The following is a 15,415-nucleotide window of genomic DNA, read 5'->3' on the forward strand; positions in this document are numbered from 1 at the left end:
AATAAGATAAAAACGAATTAAAATAGAAATTAATAAAAAAGGAAACACATTGCGTTTACACACTCTCCTACCCTTGGCACTAATTAGCATTTTGTCTGCTTGTAATGCCACAACACAAAGTGATGATCAAGCTAGTCAACTTGAACAAGAGCACCAAATTGCTGTGCAAATTTTAGTCTCCTGTGAACAATCTAAAAAGCAAGCAGAAGACCATTTTGATTGTGAGTCTGCCGAATCAGGCACTATACCTATTACGCATCCCGTTGAGACAGTCGAAGTGACCGTTGAGATACCAGAGGAAATAGCTAAGGCTGGCGCTGAAATCGAAATTAAGGACGTATGGCAAAGGGTCCGCACTCAGTTTAAGTTTGAATTTGAAGATAACAAACGCATCGCAGCACAGCGAAACTGGTACCTTAAACACCCTGATTATATGAAGCGTGTTGCTTTGAGAGCCAAGCCTTTCTTGCACTTAATAGTCGAAAAAATGGAACAGCAAAATATGCCTTTAGAGCTGGTGCTGTTACCCATAGTGGAGAGTGCTTTTGACCCCTTCGCTTATTCTCATGGTCGTGCAGCTGGCATGTGGCAGTTTATTCCGTCCACAGGTAAACGTTTTGGTATGAAACAAACATGGTGGTACGACGGCCGCCGCGACGTAATGGCATCGACCCAAGGCGCCATCGATTATTTAAATTACTTAGTTAACATGTTTGATGGGAATTGGTTACATGCATTAGCCGCATACAACAGCGGTGAAGGGCGGGTGCGAAGATCAATTAGAAAAAACAAAAAAATGGGTAAAGAGACCGATTTTTGGAACTTAGATTTACCCAGAGAAACCCGTGCATATGTACCTAAACTCCTTGCCCTTGCCGATATTTTAAATAACAGTGAACAGTATGATTTTGACTGGCCTGAGATTAACAACATCCCGGTTACGCAAAAAGCCACCATTGGCTCACAAATCGATTTAGCCTTAGCAGCTGAAATGGCCGGGCTCACAGTGAAACAGTTGCACGCACTTAACCCCGGTTATAATCGCTGGGCCACGGATCCTAATGGACCACATACCTTGTTATTACCCATAGATAAGGTCGAAAAATTCTCTACTGAACTGGCAAAAACAGATAGTTCAGAGCGACTAAATTGGGTCAGGCATAAAGTCAAAAGTGGTGATAGCCTATTAAAGCTAGCAGACAAATATCACACCAATACCGATATCATCAGCAAAGTAAATGAGTTAAAAAGTAATATGATTATCGCTGGTAATTATCTGATCATTCCCGTTGCGCTAAAATCCTTAGATTCTTATTCATTGTCTCAAGAACAGCGCTTAGCCAAAACTCAGTCAATCAAAAGGGGTGTCTATAAACTGAATCATATGGTGAAAAGTGGCGATACATTTTGGGATATAAGCCGAGAATATAAAGTCAATTTGCGTCAACTGGCAAAGTGGAATGGCATGGCACCAAAAGATATGCTGCGCCCAGGTAAATCACTCGTCGTGTGGGTCGATAACGTGAGCAATGGACAACGTAAGGATGCAGTGATGCGCACACTGACTTACACAGTCCGCAATGGAGATTCCCTTGCCCGTATTGCTGGAAAATTCAACATCAAAATAAGTGATTTACAAAAATGGAATCAAGCAAAGCTTAAAAAATACTTACAGCCTGGGCAAAAATTGAAAATTTTTGTCGATGTAACACGCACTTAATATACAGGATGGCTGTTTAATTAATGCTTAACTTTAGTTACCCCAGACTTAAATCTAGTCATGAGGGACCTTGGATAATAGTCGACTTATTGATGCTTGCTTTACTCATCATCAACTTAATTTGGCTATTGTTTGACGGACTATTCGCTACCCAAGCATTTAAGTCCATCTTAACATCCATGTCGACAGACCTAGTCACAGGTTATACGCCAATTCATGAAAACTTTGTTCTTTATGACTTAGCCTTTGTGGCTATTTTTCTGACTGAGTTTTGTGTGCGTTGGGTAGCATCAGTAGTTCGTAAGACCTATGTTCGCTGGTACTTTTTCCCCTTTATTCATTGGTACGATTTAATCGGTTGCATTCCTTTGGGCGGCGCAAGAATATTCCGCTTTTTGCGCATTTTTTCTATTTTTTACCGACTCCAAAAATATCAAATTATTGATTTACGCAATACAGCAGTGTATCGATTTATCATTTTTTATTACGATGTGTTGGTTGAAGAGCTCAGTGATCGAATAGTGGTTAAGGTGTTATCTGATGCGCAAAAAGATATCGCTGCAGGTTCTCCTTTAATTGAAGATATCAGCCAACAAGTCCTTGCCAGTCGTTTACCCATTTTAACTCAGTGGTTATCGTCGGTCATGGTGCATATTGGCGAGTCAATTGAACATAATGATCATGGTGAATCTGTTCGCAGCCATGTTCAAAAAAGTGTTGGTAAAGCGGTACGGGGTAACTCACAAGTATCCACCTTAAAATTGGTACCTATATTGGGTAGCACTATAGAAAAAACCTTAGAGCAGTCGGTAACCGACATCGTCACACAATCGATTATTAACTTAATGAAAGACATCACCCCAGAAAAAATTGATGATTTTGTTGAACATGGGATTGGCCGTTTTTCTAGTGAAGATCATATGCTCGACCAAGAAGTGTTATTGATAGTAAACGAGTGTTTAGAGTTGGTTAAACACCATGTGTCGCAGCAGCGTTGGAAATATTCATTTGTCGGCAAATATCCTAAACAGGAAATATCCAGCAATTGAAAGCGCTTGAGCTGAAAATCTACCCTCCCATAGTGTTGTTATTCTGTCTTGGCCTGGCTTATGGGTTGACTCACTTCTTACCAATACTGGCCATACCATCCATATGGTTTGGCCTTCACTGGTATATTGGAGCCTCAGGCGTTTTGGTAGCTTTAGCAGGCATTTGGGAGTTTCGAAAAGCCAAGACCACTATTAGCCCCGCCACACCCGATAAAGCCAGTTATTTGGTGTCGGGCGGTATCTTCCGTGTCACTAGAAACCCCATGTATCTGGGTATGCAACTGATTATAATTGCTGTGATTTTTAAACTTGGTAATTACTATGGCTTTATCGCCGCAGCCTTTTTTAACTTTTACATCACACAATTTCAAATCAAACCTGAAGAACGCATTATCGAGAGAATTTTTGGTGAAGAGTATCTGCACTATAAAAAGAAGGTTAGACGCTGGTTATAGGCTGTCACTCACTAAACAATCTGCTAAGGTGATGAATATTGTCTGTTATAGCCTTTTCTTGATTTTCTGCATGTCTCTTGTTTTTTTATTACTATTTGGTTTCGTAGACTTTACAGCCTAATTTTTTCGCTCTACGATAACGTGAAGACATGAAATGGCAAAACCACACATCAAGTATGCCCCTAAGACCATAGGGGCATAGGGGCATGATTTTAATATTTAACCGCGTCTCCAAGTTGTGCCAGTGGCTGAGTCCTCAAGCACTACATTTAATGCGTTTAGCGCATCTCTTGCAGCATCAGCCGCAGCCCAATTTTTGCTAGCACGTGCATCGTTTCGTGCTTTGATTAATGATTCAATTTCAGAAACGTCACCTTGTTCCCCACTCGCAGAACCTTGCAAAAAATCATTGGGTGATTGCTGTAAAATACCTAAGATATCTGCCAGCTTTATCATCACACCAGCTAAATCAGCAGCTCGTTGTTCATCAGACTTATTGATTTCTTTGGCTAAGTCGAACAATACAGCGAAAGCCTCAGGCGTATTAAAGTCATCATCCATAGCGTGATTAAAGCGGAATTGATAATCACCCATGGCAATATTCACATTCATATTGGGCGTAACATCACGTAAAGCGGTATACAAACGTTCTAATGAAGCGCGAGCTTGCTGGATAAAACTATCTGAATAACTTAATTGGCTACGATACTGCGCAGACATTAAAAAATAACGCACGGTTTCGGCATCATATACTTCCAAGACATCACGTAAGGTAAAAAAGTTACCTAGTGACTTGGACATTTTTTCTTGGTTCACTTGCACCATACCGGTGTGCATCCAATAATTCACATAAGGTGTATCGAACGCACAGCAGGATTGGGCCACTTCGTTTTCATGGTGAGGAAAGATCAAATCAGAACCACCACCATGAATATCAAAATGCTTGCCTAAGTGTTTATGATTCATCGCAGAACACTCAATATGCCAACCTGGACGACCATTTCCCCAAGGTGACGACCAAAAAGGCTCACCTGGTTTTACTGACTTCCAAAGTACAAAGTCTAATGGGTCGCGTTTTTCGGCTGCCACTTCAACACGCGCTCCAGAGTTAAGCTGTTCTAAGTCTTGTCGTCCCAACTTTCCATAGTTGGCATATTGACTAACTTCAAACAACACATCACCACTAGGAGCTTGATAGGCATAATCTTTATCAATAAGGATCTGAATAACATTAATAATTTCAGGGATGTGGGTAGTCACCCGTGGTTCAACATCTGGCTCAAGCAAACCTATCGCCGCGAAATCTTCATGCATTCGCGCGATAGTATTCTCAGTAAACTCTTCAGCAGTCAAACCTTGCTCGTTTGCTCTTGAGATAATTTTATCGTCTACATCTGTAATGTTACGAACATAGTTCACTTCAAGCCCACGAGAGCGCATATAACGCACCATCAAATCAAAACTCAAATAAGTACGGGCGTGTCCAACATGGCATACGTCATATACTGTAATGCCGCATACATACAACCCCACCTTACCTGCTTGCAATGGTTTAAATTGCTCTTTCTGACGGGTTAAAGTGTTGTATATATATAACATTGAATCAAAATCCTCTGGGGTAAATATTAAGATAGTCTATTTAAAATACGCGATTCTATCACTGAGAAACTTGTGCTGCATCTGCCAATCGCTCTTAAAGCCTTAAAAAAACTTAAGTTTTAGGCTAGAATGGACTGGCTACTTTTATATTGCTAAATTAAGGATCTATTTCATGGTTAAAATCCATACGAATTATGGCGTTATCACCCTGACTTTGTTTGCAGACAAAGCCCCTATTACTGTTGCCAACTTTTTGGATTATGTGAAAGAAGGTTTTTACGACAACACCATTTTTCATCGGGTGATTGATGGTTTTATGATACAAGGCGGCGGATTTGAACCAGGTATGGATCAAAAAGAAAGTAAAGCAACGATCCAAAACGAAGCTAATAATGGATTAGTCAATAGCCTAGGCACAGTCGCTATGGCCCGCACTAACGAACCTCATTCAGCTACCGCACAGTTTTTTATCAATGTTGGCGACAACAGTTTTTTAAACTTCCGTAGTGAAAGCACAGATGGATGGGGCTATTGCGTATTTGCAGAGGTATCTGATGGCATGAACGTAGTTGAAAAAATTAGAGCGGTAGCGACCGGTAACTCTGGCTACCATCAAGATGTACCCGTGGAAGATGTTATTATTCAAAAGGCTGAAATAGTCGAATAATATGCTAAAGGCAAGAGAGTTGAATCTATACAAGTTATTTGACTCTCTTGACGCTTCATATAAATAACCAATATTCTGTCCCATTACATGATCCCTTTTACTTACTTTATTTCCGATCTACATTTATCTGCTGACAGAGACGACATTAACCAATGTTTATTTCAATTTTTATCTGAACAAGCACCTCAGGCTGATGCTTTATATGTGCTAGGCGATTTGTTTGAGGTATGGATTGGCGACGACGATCAAAACAGTTTTACTCTGAGCATCGCTAAGGCATTTAACACTTTGCGACAATCAGGGGTACCAATCTATTTTATTCATGGCAATCGAGACTTTTTAATCCGTCAGCGATTTGCTAAACAAGCAGGATTCAAAATATTACCAGAACAAGTGGTCATAGATTTATACGGTGAGCCAACGCTTATTATGCATGGTGATGAACTTTGCACCAAAGACACTGAATACCAAGCTTTTCGTAAAAAAGCACGCAGTTGGTGGTGGCCAAAAATCATGTTGAGCCTTCCATTATCAACACGCCGAAAGCTTGCTAGAAAAGGGCGTGCTACCAGCAAACAGAAGCAATCTAAACTTAGCGCTGAAATTATGGATGTCACATCAAAAGAAGTCATAGCCTGCATGCAAAAATTTGCAGTAAAAACATTGATCCATGGACATACCCATAGACCTGCCATACACCCATTAGAAATTAACAACCAGTCGGCTCAAAGAGTAGTATTAGGTGATTGGTATGATCAGGGCAGTATACTCAAAGTTAGCGCTGCAGCAATTGAGCTTCAACAGCAAAAATTCAACTGAAACCATTTCACAAAAATAGTCACAGATTGGCTATCAAACTGACCTGACATTATTGCAAATATGTCATCACAGTACTTTTCTATTCTTTTTTATTCTATTCTAACCAGCGTCTATACCATACTAGGTATGGATTGTTTATCTTAGCCACATTCACTGTTACTAGAATAGGAAAACCAATAATGAGAAATAGCTAGACCACTTCAATAGGCTTAATTCCTGTGACTTTTTCTCAAGCAATGAGTACGGGAGTATTACAAAGTCACGAAACTATTAACCCAAAGCATACAGATTAATATGATATTACAGATATTCAAAAAGTAAGTTTATAAAAAATATGGAATTTGAAACGTAAAAACAGGATAAGCTTGGAGAAATTTAATGGTTTAAAAAAATTAAGAAATTTTGATAGTAGGGATTAAAAAAAACTATCTAGCAAAGATCTTAACAAACTTCTTGTTAAGATCCGGCTCAAAATACGAGCCTAAATTGCTAGTTTAAAAGTGGTTCTTTTTATAAAGGAACTACTTTATTGGCGCATGGGCCTTTTTGACCTTCGCCAACTTCGAACTCAACAGCTTGGCCGTCAGTCAAAGTAGCGTAACCGCCACCAGCTTGAATTTCTGAATGGTGAACAAATAAATCTTTGCTTCCGTCTTCTGGAGCTATAAAACCGAAACCTTTATCTGCATTGAACCACTTTACTGTACCTTTACTCATTTTGAACTCTCTTCTTGTAGTGAAATAGTTTAATTCCTGTTGCGTTATCACCATTGCGCAGCAGGATATTGAATCCAGAGCATATTCTAACAGCTTAATTACAAAATGTCGGAATAATTTTATCTTTATTGATTAAATATCTGATTCTGCAAGAATTTAGGCATTGTGTATCTTATAAATCCGATAAAACGCAAATAAAAAAGATAATCAGTAGAACAGAATTTGAGGTGCTCGATGCATTATGGGGGCACTATCCTGCCTAAGCCACCGGTATTTCCCGGGGCTTAAACCAAAACAAACCACGTCATAAAAAAACCGTTAAGACCTTGAACAGTCGATTGGTTAAAAACATGACATCAACATTTTGCTCATTCATATATACTTTGCGCATTAGAATGTAATCAGCCAACAGAGAATAGATAAAGCCTGCACCTTTTTATTCTCTGTTCTTACCACAACTTATATGCTCGCAGCTAATTCAGCGCCTTGCCTGATGGCCCTTTTTGCGTCGAGTTCTGATGCAATGTCAGCGCCGCCGATAAGATGAGTTGTGATGCCTCTATTCTTTAACCCTTGTTGTAACTCTCTTAGGGGTTCTTGACCTGCACATAAAATCACATTATCCACTTCCAATATTTGTGGTTTGTTGTTCACTTGAATATGTAAACCTTGTTCGTCAATTTTGACATAATCAACACCTGCCATCATCTGCACCTGTTTCCTTTGTAATGCTGACCTGTGGATCCAACCTGTAGTCTTACCTAGCCCTTTACCGACTTTAGTCGTTTTTCGCTGCAGTAAAAATATATCTCTAGCAGGCTCCCCAATGGTTGCTTCAGTTAATCCACCAGCTTGCTTGTACTCTTTATCGACTCCCCAATTTTTTAGCCATTGTTCAGGCTCAGTCGTTAAAGAGTGTGCTTCTACCAAAAATTCAGCGACATCAAAACCAATACCCCCAGCACCTATAATCGCTACCTTTTTACCTACCGGTTTGTTATCTCTAAGCACATCCAGATAATTCATGACTTTGGAGTGTTGTATACCTTCAATATTAACATTTCTTGGTTTGATACCCGTGGCAAGCACCACCTGTTCAAAATGAGCATCAGCTAAAGACTCAACACTCTGCTGACTTTCGAGATGGAGATGCACACCTGTGACGTCTAATCTCTTTTTGAAGTAACGTATGGTTTCATAAAATTCTTCTTTGCCAGGAATACGTTTAGCATAGTTAAATTGGCCGCCAACCTCGGTACTTTTTTCGAACAAATGTACTTCATGACCACGCTCAGCCGCATAACAACTGAAGGCTAGACCAGCCGGCCCTGCACCCACTACCGCTATTTTTTTCTTGTGAGTGGTAAGGGGGAAATTTAATTCTGTTTCGTAACCGGCTCGCGGATTAACTAAACAACTGGCACGTTTGCGTTCAAAACCATGGTCCAAACACGCTTGGTTACAAGCGATACACGTATTGATTTCGTTGCTTCTACCTTGATGTGCTTTGCGTACAAAATTTTCATCTGCCAGAAAAGGCCTAGCCATAGAGACCATATCAGCTTGACCAGTGGCTAATATCTTTTCAGCAATTTCTGGAGTATTGATCCTATTCGTTGCAATTAAAGGCACCGTTAGCTCAGCTTTCATACGCTCAGTTACCCAAGTAAATGCGCCTCTTGGTACCATAGTGCCAATAGTGGGCACCCTCGTTTCATGCCAACCAATACCGGTATTAATCAGTGTAGCGCCAGACTGCTCAATCAGTTTCCCTAGAGCCACAACTTCATCCCAATTGCTGCCGCCCTCCACTAAGTCCAACATGGATAAACGAAAGATAATAATAAAATCGGTACCAACTTTTTGCCTTACGGCATTGACTATTTCAACCGCAATTCGCGAGCGATTTTCAAAACTACCACCCCATTCATCATCCCGCTGATTAGTTCGAGGACATATAAATTGATTAATAAAATACCCTTCCGAGCCCATGATTTCCACACCATCGTATCCCGCTTGTTTGGCCAAGGCAGCACAATTGGCATAATCGTTAATGGTGCTGACAATGCCTCTTTTTGAAATAGCTTTTGGTTTAAAAGGATTAATGGGCGATTTGATTGCCGAAGGCGCAACCACAAAAGGATGATAGCCATAACGCCCAGCATGTAATATCTGCAGGCAAATTTTACCTTGGTGTTGATGCACCGCTTCTGTAATAACCTGATGTTCTTTGGCATGCTTTTTATTACTCATACGGGCAGCGAAAGGCAATAACCACCCTTGTCGATTAGGACTCACACCACCAGTGACAATGAGTCCTACCCCGCCAGCGGCTCGTTCTGCATAAAACGCAGCTAGTTTCTCGAGGCCATTTTTTTTCTTCTTCTAAACCAAGATGCATTGATCCCATCAGCACACGATTAGGCAACTGGGTAAAACCCAGATCAAGACTTTCGAATAAATATGGATAGTGAGGGTGTATTTTCATATCTAAAATGGCTTAATTTTAATCATATTAGTTAGTCTATCTCAAAAAAATTGTTCATAGATGAGAAAGTTACAAAAAATTACATTTGAAAATGTTCAGCACAGCAGTTTTTAGATAGGATGCAGCATAAATTCTTTATTTGTGTGTTTATCTATTATGTCTTCAGGAAAAAGTTGGACGAAGTCGTTGTTTGTTGGTCTATGGACCACACTAAACTTTAGTCGAAAGTTATTTTTCAACGTCATTTTTATTATTGTATTTTTAGGTCTGATTTCGGTTTTTTTAAAGGATGATAATAAAGTCATAGTACCCGCCAATTCTGCTCTGGTATTAAAGTTAGTCGGTAACTTGGTTATAGAGAAGGAAGCGGTTGATCCATTCAACGAGTTTCTGGAAGAAGCCTTTGAGCAAGAGGATGATAATCCAGAAATATTGCTGCAAGATGTATTGCTGACTATAGAAAATGCAAAACAAGATCGTCGTATAAAAGCCTTAGTTTTAGACTTGCAAGGTCTAGGTACAGCTGGGTTGGATAAGCTAGAACAAATTGCGATGGCATTAGAAAACTTTAAAGAGAGCGAAAAACCCATCTATGCTATTGGCGATTACTACAGCCAAAACCAATATTATATTGCAAGTCGTGCTGATCACCTTTATCTCAACCCTATGGGTTTTATGATGTTTGAAGGTTATGGACGTTTTGGCATGTATTTCAAATCTGCTATTGAAAAACTTAAAGCAGAAACACACGTTTTCAAGGTGGGCACATATAAGTCAGCAGTTGAGCCATTTATTCGTGATGATATGTCTGACGCGGCAAAAGAAGCAAACAAAGCCTGGTTAACAGCGATGTGGACGCAATACAAAGAAAGTGTTGCACAAGCGCGCGGTTTAGATGTTAATGATTTTGATGAAAAATTAGATATATTCTTACAAAAATTTGAACAGGTAGGCGGAGACTTTGCAAAATATGCATTGGATTTTGGTTGGGTTGATGCACTCAAAACACGGGAGCAAGCTCTGCAAGAAATTGTGGCAGTAGTAGGTAAAAATAAAAGTGGCATGGGATTCAACGCCATCAGCTACAAAAGCTACCTGAAAATTATCAACCCGACACTACCAAACATGCCCAACAATATCGATACAGGTCGCCGTATAGTCGTAGCCAAAGGCACTATTTTAAACGGTACCAAAAAACCTGGCCAAATCGGCGGCGACAGTACGGCTGAGCTACTTCGCAAAGCTAGATACGACGATACCGTTAAGTCGGTAGTCGCTATTGTATGTGGACTCACCTGGTGGCAGTGCCTTTGCTTCAGAAATCATTCGTCAAGAAGTGGAAAACTTACAAGCTGTCGGCAAACCTGTGGTGGCTGTTATGAGTACCTATGCGGCTTCTGGCGGTTATTGGATTTCTGCCGGCGCAGACAAAATCACTTGCGGCACCTAGTACTATCACCGGTTCAATTGGTATATTCGGCATGTTCTTGATCCTTTGAAAACACCCTGGATTATTTAGGTGTCCATTCGGACGGCGTCGGTACCACCGAATTTGCTGGCATGGGCATCACTAAAACCCTGGACCCTAAAGTCGCCGCCATCATGCAAAGAGGCATCGAACACGGCTACGACCAATTCATCTCACTGGTGGCTGATAAGCGCGAGATGAGCAAAGACCAAGTCGACCAACATTGCCCAAGGACGTGTGTGGATTGGAGATACGGCCCTAGAGTTAGGCCTAGTAGATGAACTAGGTTACCTAGAGGACGGGGTGAAAGCGGCTGCTGAATTAGCTAGCCTGGAAACCTACGATACCCTTTACATCCAAAGAAGCTTGTCTAAAAGTGAGCTGTTCTGGAAAGAGTTGTTCCAAAGCGTCTGCTGTGTCTTTTGATGGCGCTTTCGAAGTGGAAAAATCCAGTACTATTCTGAAGCCTGTGTTAAAGAATTAACCGCGGACATTGAAGCTGTAGCTAAACTGAATCGACCCTAAAGGTGTGTATGCTTACTGCTTGGCTTGCGAATTCTAGTCATAGATATTTATTCATTGCTAAGAAACGTTGCGCAAGATTAATAAAATACTTTAATTTACTACAAATGAGATTTTGCTAGAAAGCTTAAAAAGGACGTTGGGTTTTCTAGTAAAAATTAAATAATCGAGGAATGTTAATGAAGCATTGGTCTAAACCCGTTATTCTCAGCGTTGCTCTATTGTTAAATAGCTGTACAACATTATTAGGTGTAACTGGAGCTAATGATGGAAGGATAGTAGAGGAAAAATGGGTAGAATATGATGTCACTCACCCAGGTTTGTCTATTACCATTATCGAAGCTTATTCATCAGACTTAATGCATATATCGACAGTCGGTAAAAGCTCACCTTCCCCATTAAGACATACTGTTATTTTTGGTACAAATTCGAATCCGCATAAACTGGAAATCATAGGTAAATACCAAAAAGACTTATACCTAGATGGACAACATTATGGTTCAATTTGGTCTGGAAGTATTACCATTAAAGAGGGTATATTAAGCATAGATAATAAGCTTGTATCGCCAAAGAAACCCTCAGCATAACGGTAGTAAGAAACTACAAATTAACTACTCATCTTCACTCAAAGCCACTAATAACTCCTTATCTAAACTTTGCGCTGACTCCTTAGCCTGAATAGCATATTTTTCTAACGCAAAATCTAACTTTGATTGAGGCAACCAAGTGGGTACTTCGACCGGGTAGCCTGCTTCATCACTGGCCTCAACAGCTGAATAATACAGTGTCCAGTTTCAACCATGTCTACCTTGTTTTGGATCACCCGCCACAATCCGAATATAAATATGCATGCTTGTTTTACCGGTCTACACAATTTGCGCTGTCAAGGTAACCATCTGGCCTACTAAAATCGGTCGAATAAATCGAATACCACCAATAGATACCGTCACGCAATAATGTGCACTCCATTGAGCGGCACAGGCATAACCGGGCCCCTGATCCATCCATTTCATCACAATACCACCATGTACTTTACCGCCAAAATTAACATCGGTAGGCTCGGCTAAAAAACGAAAGTCTAATGATCGGCGTTGCTGTAATGGGTCTTGCATTGAGAGTACTCAAAAGGATTGGCTTTAACTTGAATTATTGGTTAAAATGACTCCCATTGTCAGTTACTCACCCTAGATGCAGACCATTTTTTGTCATTGCATCCCCAACAATTAGTCATTCAAAAAGTTGAACAATGTATTAGTCCATGCCTCTGTTCATCACTTTGAGCAGAACTTCTGGATTGCCCAAAATAAGCTTTAACCAAAGGGGCAAAATTGCGGGTTGTGCTCGGCTACAAATTAACGAGTTACGTTTTAATCCTGTTCTGCTGTCTGACAATCTGGACGCATTCTATGGAGGTGGTTGTGCCCCATGAAGTTTGCCATTTATTGGCTATATACACTTTTTGGAAAAGTTCGCCCCCACGGCAAAGAGTGGCAGGGCCTAATGCTTGAATCTATTTGAGGTAAAAGGGCAAACCTATCATCAGATGGATGTCAGCTAAAGTACAAGGCAAATGCTTCAAGTATCGCTGTGAATGTGGGCCAATAGAATTAAGTATAAGAAGACACAATAAAGTGGTGTAGGGCGAGTACAAGCCTATATTTGCAGAAAATTGTAAAAGCCCCCTAAGAACCGAGCTATGCCTTTGACTTTTGGCTAGTCGCCACTTCCTGAGGAACCTGAGCTTGTTGTGGCTACTATTGTGCTTGACGCTGCAGCTTGTTGAGAAGCGACTTGGTTGGAAATTGCGGCTGCCGAGCTTTGACTTTCACTGGCAATGATACATGCACCAAAACCGTAACCACTTAAACCGTTTTCCCACATGATTTCACCAGTTCCGGCGTTTAAGCAAAACAAGTGCCCGCCAGAATAAGCAAAAACCTGATTTTCTTCATAATAGACATTCGTCACGCTACTAGATGACTTTAACTTAGTCGACCAAAGAATATCGCCTGTTGCTTTGTCTAAACAAACGGCTTTACCTTGTATTCCAATAAAAAGCCTTTGCATACACCTTACTCCCTGTTTATGCGTGTAGGGTTTAAAACCAACGTTTAGTAAACGCCTTGTCTAATTCTTCAAACGCTGTCCTCAATAGTCTCGCCAAGCTCTTTATACTTCTGGCTTGGCTGTTTCGCAGATGCCTAAGCGCACAACCCTGCATTTGCATTTTATGGTGAATGTCTAAATACCAACTTTTTAAGGCTGGTGGCAGGTTTTGATTTGAGCGATGTACCCTAACCACATCAATCCTTGCATAGGTAGAGGATAAAAAGAACGCACCTATGGCTAATGCTTGAGGCAACTCGTTCAACGCCTTGCAAATTAATTAATGCTGCAACGGTTAAAACGGCCAGGGCTGGCATCACTTTTATCGAAAACTTGGTCGCTGATATAACCCGGCACTCAGGAAACATGCCATACAACTGTCGATTGCATAGGCCACGTCTCCATATACTGCTGACCGTCTTTCACCATTGCTGTGATAGTTTGTGCCAACTCGGGTACTCCACCATAAAGCTCAGAGTCTATTCTAGCGGCTAAGTCACGCATTAGCTATCGCCCTAATGTTATATAAAATCAACTATCGATACCCAAAGATTTCTCATAACAATACTAATAATGTTTTGTTGTGGTTGATAAAAAGGATTTTTACTTATGGATCAATACGTTCTCGTTCTTAATTGTGGAAGCTCCTCTATTAAGTTTGCAATTATAGAAGCCAAAACAGGAACAGCTCCCTTACATGGATTGGCAGAAAACCTTTGCACTGCCTCTAGCAGGCTAGTTTTTAGTTACCAACACAAAGAGCATGATGTTAAATTACCAGTCAATACTGACCATCAACAAGCATTAGTGGTAATAGCTAAAAAGCTGAAACAGTTCAAACACTTAAGCCAAAAAATTGTGGCGGTAGGACATAGAGTTGTGCACGGCGGCGAAACGTTCACCCATTCAAGCTTAATTAACGATCAGGTCAAGCAAGCCATACAGCAAACTTCGCTTATGGCACCATTACATAATCCAGCAAACTTGGCTGGTATAAACAGCGCGCAAACTTCATATCCTCATTTACCTCATGTCGCAGTATTTGATACGGCCTTTTTTCAAACCATGCCTAAGCATGCTTACTTGTATGCCCTGCCCTATGAACTTTACCAACAACATAATATTAGGCGCTATGGTTTTCATGGCACAAGCCATTACTTTGTGGCACATGAGGCGGCAAATGCCCTTAAAAAAGAGTTATCAGCTTGTAACTTAATCACGGCACACCTTGGTAATGGATGCAGCATAGCAGCGGTCAGGAAAGGCAAAGCAATTGACACCAGCTTAGGTTTCACTCCTTTAGAGGGTTTAGTGATGGGAACACGCTGCGGTGATATTGACCCCAGTTTGCCTACTTACTTGATAGAGCAACTAGGCTATTCGGTATCTGAAGTAAGCGAGTTATTGAATAAGAAGTCTGGGTTACTGGGTATCTCAGAACTGAGCAATGATTGTAGAATTATTGAACAGCAAGCCAACGATGGTAACCAACAAGCTCAGCTGGCACTCGATATGTTTATTTATCGACTAGTCAAATATATTGGCGCGTATATAGCGGTTGTAGGGCCATTAGATGCTTTAGTTTTTACCGGTGGTATTGGAGAAAACTCTGCCTACGTCAGGGAAAACACCATTAATCAGCTAACACATCTGGGGTTACAGCTTGATCCAGATAAAAATCTACAAATGCGTTTTGGCCAATCTGGCCTTATTAGCCATACTCATTCAAAACCCATCTTTGCCATTGCCACCAATGAAGAATGGGTGATTGCTAAAGACACCATAAAGTACGCTCAATAAGGGAT

The 15,415-nt window shown here is 40.7% G+C and carries 11 protein-coding genes and 4 pseudogenes; 8 read left to right on the plus strand and 7 right to left on the minus strand.

All coding sequences use genetic code 11. The annotated features are described in order from the left end of the window. The first annotated feature begins 49 nt into the window (after positions 1-49). From Q0Y52_RS11320 to Q0Y52_RS11330, 3 genes are read left to right on the plus strand one after another with little or no spacing between them, the layout of a single operon-like run. On the plus strand, positions 50-1,720 hold the full coding sequence (locus Q0Y52_RS11320; protein WP_297821629.1) for a LysM peptidoglycan-binding domain-containing protein: 1,671 nt from the start codon (positions 50-52) through the stop codon (positions 1,718-1,720). 23 nt (positions 1,721-1,743) lie between these two features. Then, on the plus strand, positions 1,744-2,769 hold the full coding sequence (locus tag Q0Y52_RS11325) for an ion transporter (RefSeq protein ID WP_297821631.1): 1,026 nt from the start codon (positions 1,744-1,746) through the stop codon (positions 2,767-2,769). Between the two features lie 32 nt (positions 2,770-2,801). Then, entirely contained in the window at positions 2,802-3,224 is a 423-nt protein-coding gene (locus Q0Y52_RS11330) for an isoprenylcysteine carboxylmethyltransferase family protein (protein ID WP_297821721.1), read from the plus strand. Positions 3,225-3,443: 219 nt separating this feature from the next. On the opposite strand, the gene cysS is transcribed toward Q0Y52_RS11330, so the two are convergent. After that, positions 3,444-4,823 (minus strand): cysteine--tRNA ligase, encoded by a 1,380-nt coding sequence (gene cysS / locus Q0Y52_RS11335; protein ID WP_297821633.1) that lies wholly within the window; start codon positions 4,821-4,823, stop codon positions 3,444-3,446. Between the two features lie 172 nt (positions 4,824-4,995). On the opposite strand from cysS, the gene Q0Y52_RS11340 reads away from it, so the two are divergent. Next, entirely contained in the window at positions 4,996-5,490 is a 495-nt protein-coding gene (locus tag Q0Y52_RS11340; RefSeq protein ID WP_297821635.1) for a peptidylprolyl isomerase, read from the plus strand. A gap of 90 nt (positions 5,491-5,580) precedes the next feature. Continuing rightward, positions 5,581-6,309 (plus strand): UDP-2,3-diacylglucosamine diphosphatase, encoded by a 729-nt coding sequence (gene lpxH / locus Q0Y52_RS11345; RefSeq protein ID WP_297821723.1) that lies wholly within the window; start codon positions 5,581-5,583, stop codon positions 6,307-6,309. 510 nt (positions 6,310-6,819) lie between these two features. On the opposite strand, the gene Q0Y52_RS11350 is transcribed toward lpxH, so the two are convergent. Together Q0Y52_RS11350 and Q0Y52_RS11355 are read right to left on the minus strand one after the other, a co-directional pair. After that, positions 6,820-7,026, minus strand: coding sequence for a cold-shock protein (locus tag Q0Y52_RS11350; RefSeq protein WP_007618104.1), 207 nt, complete (start codon positions 7,024-7,026; stop codon positions 6,820-6,822). A 459-nt stretch (positions 7,027-7,485) separates the two neighbouring features. Continuing rightward, positions 7,486-9,514 (minus strand): annotated as a pseudogene (locus Q0Y52_RS11355) (NADPH-dependent 2,4-dienoyl-CoA reductase). A gap of 156 nt (positions 9,515-9,670) precedes the next feature. Here Q0Y52_RS11355 and sppA point away from each other — a divergent pair. Next, positions 9,671-11,544: pseudogene (gene sppA / locus Q0Y52_RS11360) on the plus strand (signal peptide peptidase SppA). 139 nt (positions 11,545-11,683) lie between these two features. Beyond that, positions 11,684-12,091: a hypothetical protein gene (locus Q0Y52_RS11365; protein ID WP_293746907.1), complete on the plus strand. Its 408-nt coding sequence runs from the start codon at positions 11,684-11,686 to the stop codon at positions 12,089-12,091. 24 nt (positions 12,092-12,115) lie between these two features. On the opposite strand, the pseudogene Q0Y52_RS11370 reads toward Q0Y52_RS11365, so the two are convergent. From Q0Y52_RS11370 to Q0Y52_RS11395, 4 genes and pseudogenes are all read right to left on the minus strand, one after another. Continuing rightward, a pseudogene (locus Q0Y52_RS11370) lies at positions 12,116-12,616 on the minus strand (acyl-CoA thioesterase). A 601-nt stretch (positions 12,617-13,217) separates the two neighbouring features. Then, positions 13,218-13,571, minus strand: a complete 354-nt coding sequence (locus tag Q0Y52_RS11380) for a PQQ-binding-like beta-propeller repeat protein (protein WP_293746902.1) — start codon at positions 13,569-13,571, stop codon at positions 13,218-13,220. 31 nt (positions 13,572-13,602) lie between these two features. Then, positions 13,603-13,978 (minus strand): annotated as a pseudogene (locus Q0Y52_RS11385) (DUF412 family protein). Further along, entirely contained in the window at positions 13,968-14,114 is a 147-nt protein-coding gene (locus Q0Y52_RS11395; protein ID WP_297821643.1) for a hypothetical protein, read from the minus strand. Before Q0Y52_RS11395 ends, Q0Y52_RS11385 begins: the two are co-directional and overlap by 11 nt. 105 nt (positions 14,115-14,219) lie before the next feature. On the opposite strand from Q0Y52_RS11395, the gene Q0Y52_RS11400 reads away from it, so the two are divergent. Beyond that, positions 14,220-15,410: an acetate kinase gene (locus Q0Y52_RS11400; protein ID WP_297821645.1), complete on the plus strand. Its 1,191-nt coding sequence runs from the start codon at positions 14,220-14,222 to the stop codon at positions 15,408-15,410. The last annotated feature ends 5 nt before the right edge of the window (positions 15,411-15,415 follow it).

Source organism: uncultured Paraglaciecola sp., from assembly GCF_943787955.1.
Classification (GTDB): Bacteria; Pseudomonadota; Gammaproteobacteria; order Enterobacterales; family Alteromonadaceae; genus Paraglaciecola.

Excerpts from the sequence above, each read along its gene's own strand:
- Q0Y52_RS11325 (WP_297821631.1), top strand. The coding sequence starts at position 1,744 with ATGCTTAACTTTAGTTACCCCAGACTTAAATCTAGTCATGAGGGACCT.
- cysS (WP_297821633.1), bottom strand. The coding sequence starts at position 4,823 with ATGTTATATATATACAACACTTTAACCCGTCAGAAAGAGCAATTTAAA.
- Q0Y52_RS11340 (WP_297821635.1), top strand. The coding sequence starts at position 4,996 with ATGGTTAAAATCCATACGAATTATGGCGTTATCACCCTGACTTTGTTT.
- Q0Y52_RS11350 (WP_007618104.1), bottom strand. The coding sequence starts at position 7,026 with ATGAGTAAAGGTACAGTAAAGTGGTTCAATGCAGATAAAGGTTTCGGT.
- Q0Y52_RS11365 (WP_293746907.1), top strand. The coding sequence starts at position 11,684 with ATGAAGCATTGGTCTAAACCCGTTATTCTCAGCGTTGCTCTATTGTTA.
- Q0Y52_RS11380 (WP_293746902.1), bottom strand. The coding sequence starts at position 13,571 with ATGCAAAGGCTTTTTATTGGAATACAAGGTAAAGCCGTTTGTTTAGAC.
- Q0Y52_RS11395 (WP_297821643.1), bottom strand. The coding sequence starts at position 14,114 with ATGCGTGACTTAGCCGCTAGAATAGACTCTGAGCTTTATGGTGGAGTA.
- Q0Y52_RS11400 (WP_297821645.1), top strand. The coding sequence starts at position 14,220 with ATGGATCAATACGTTCTCGTTCTTAATTGTGGAAGCTCCTCTATTAAG.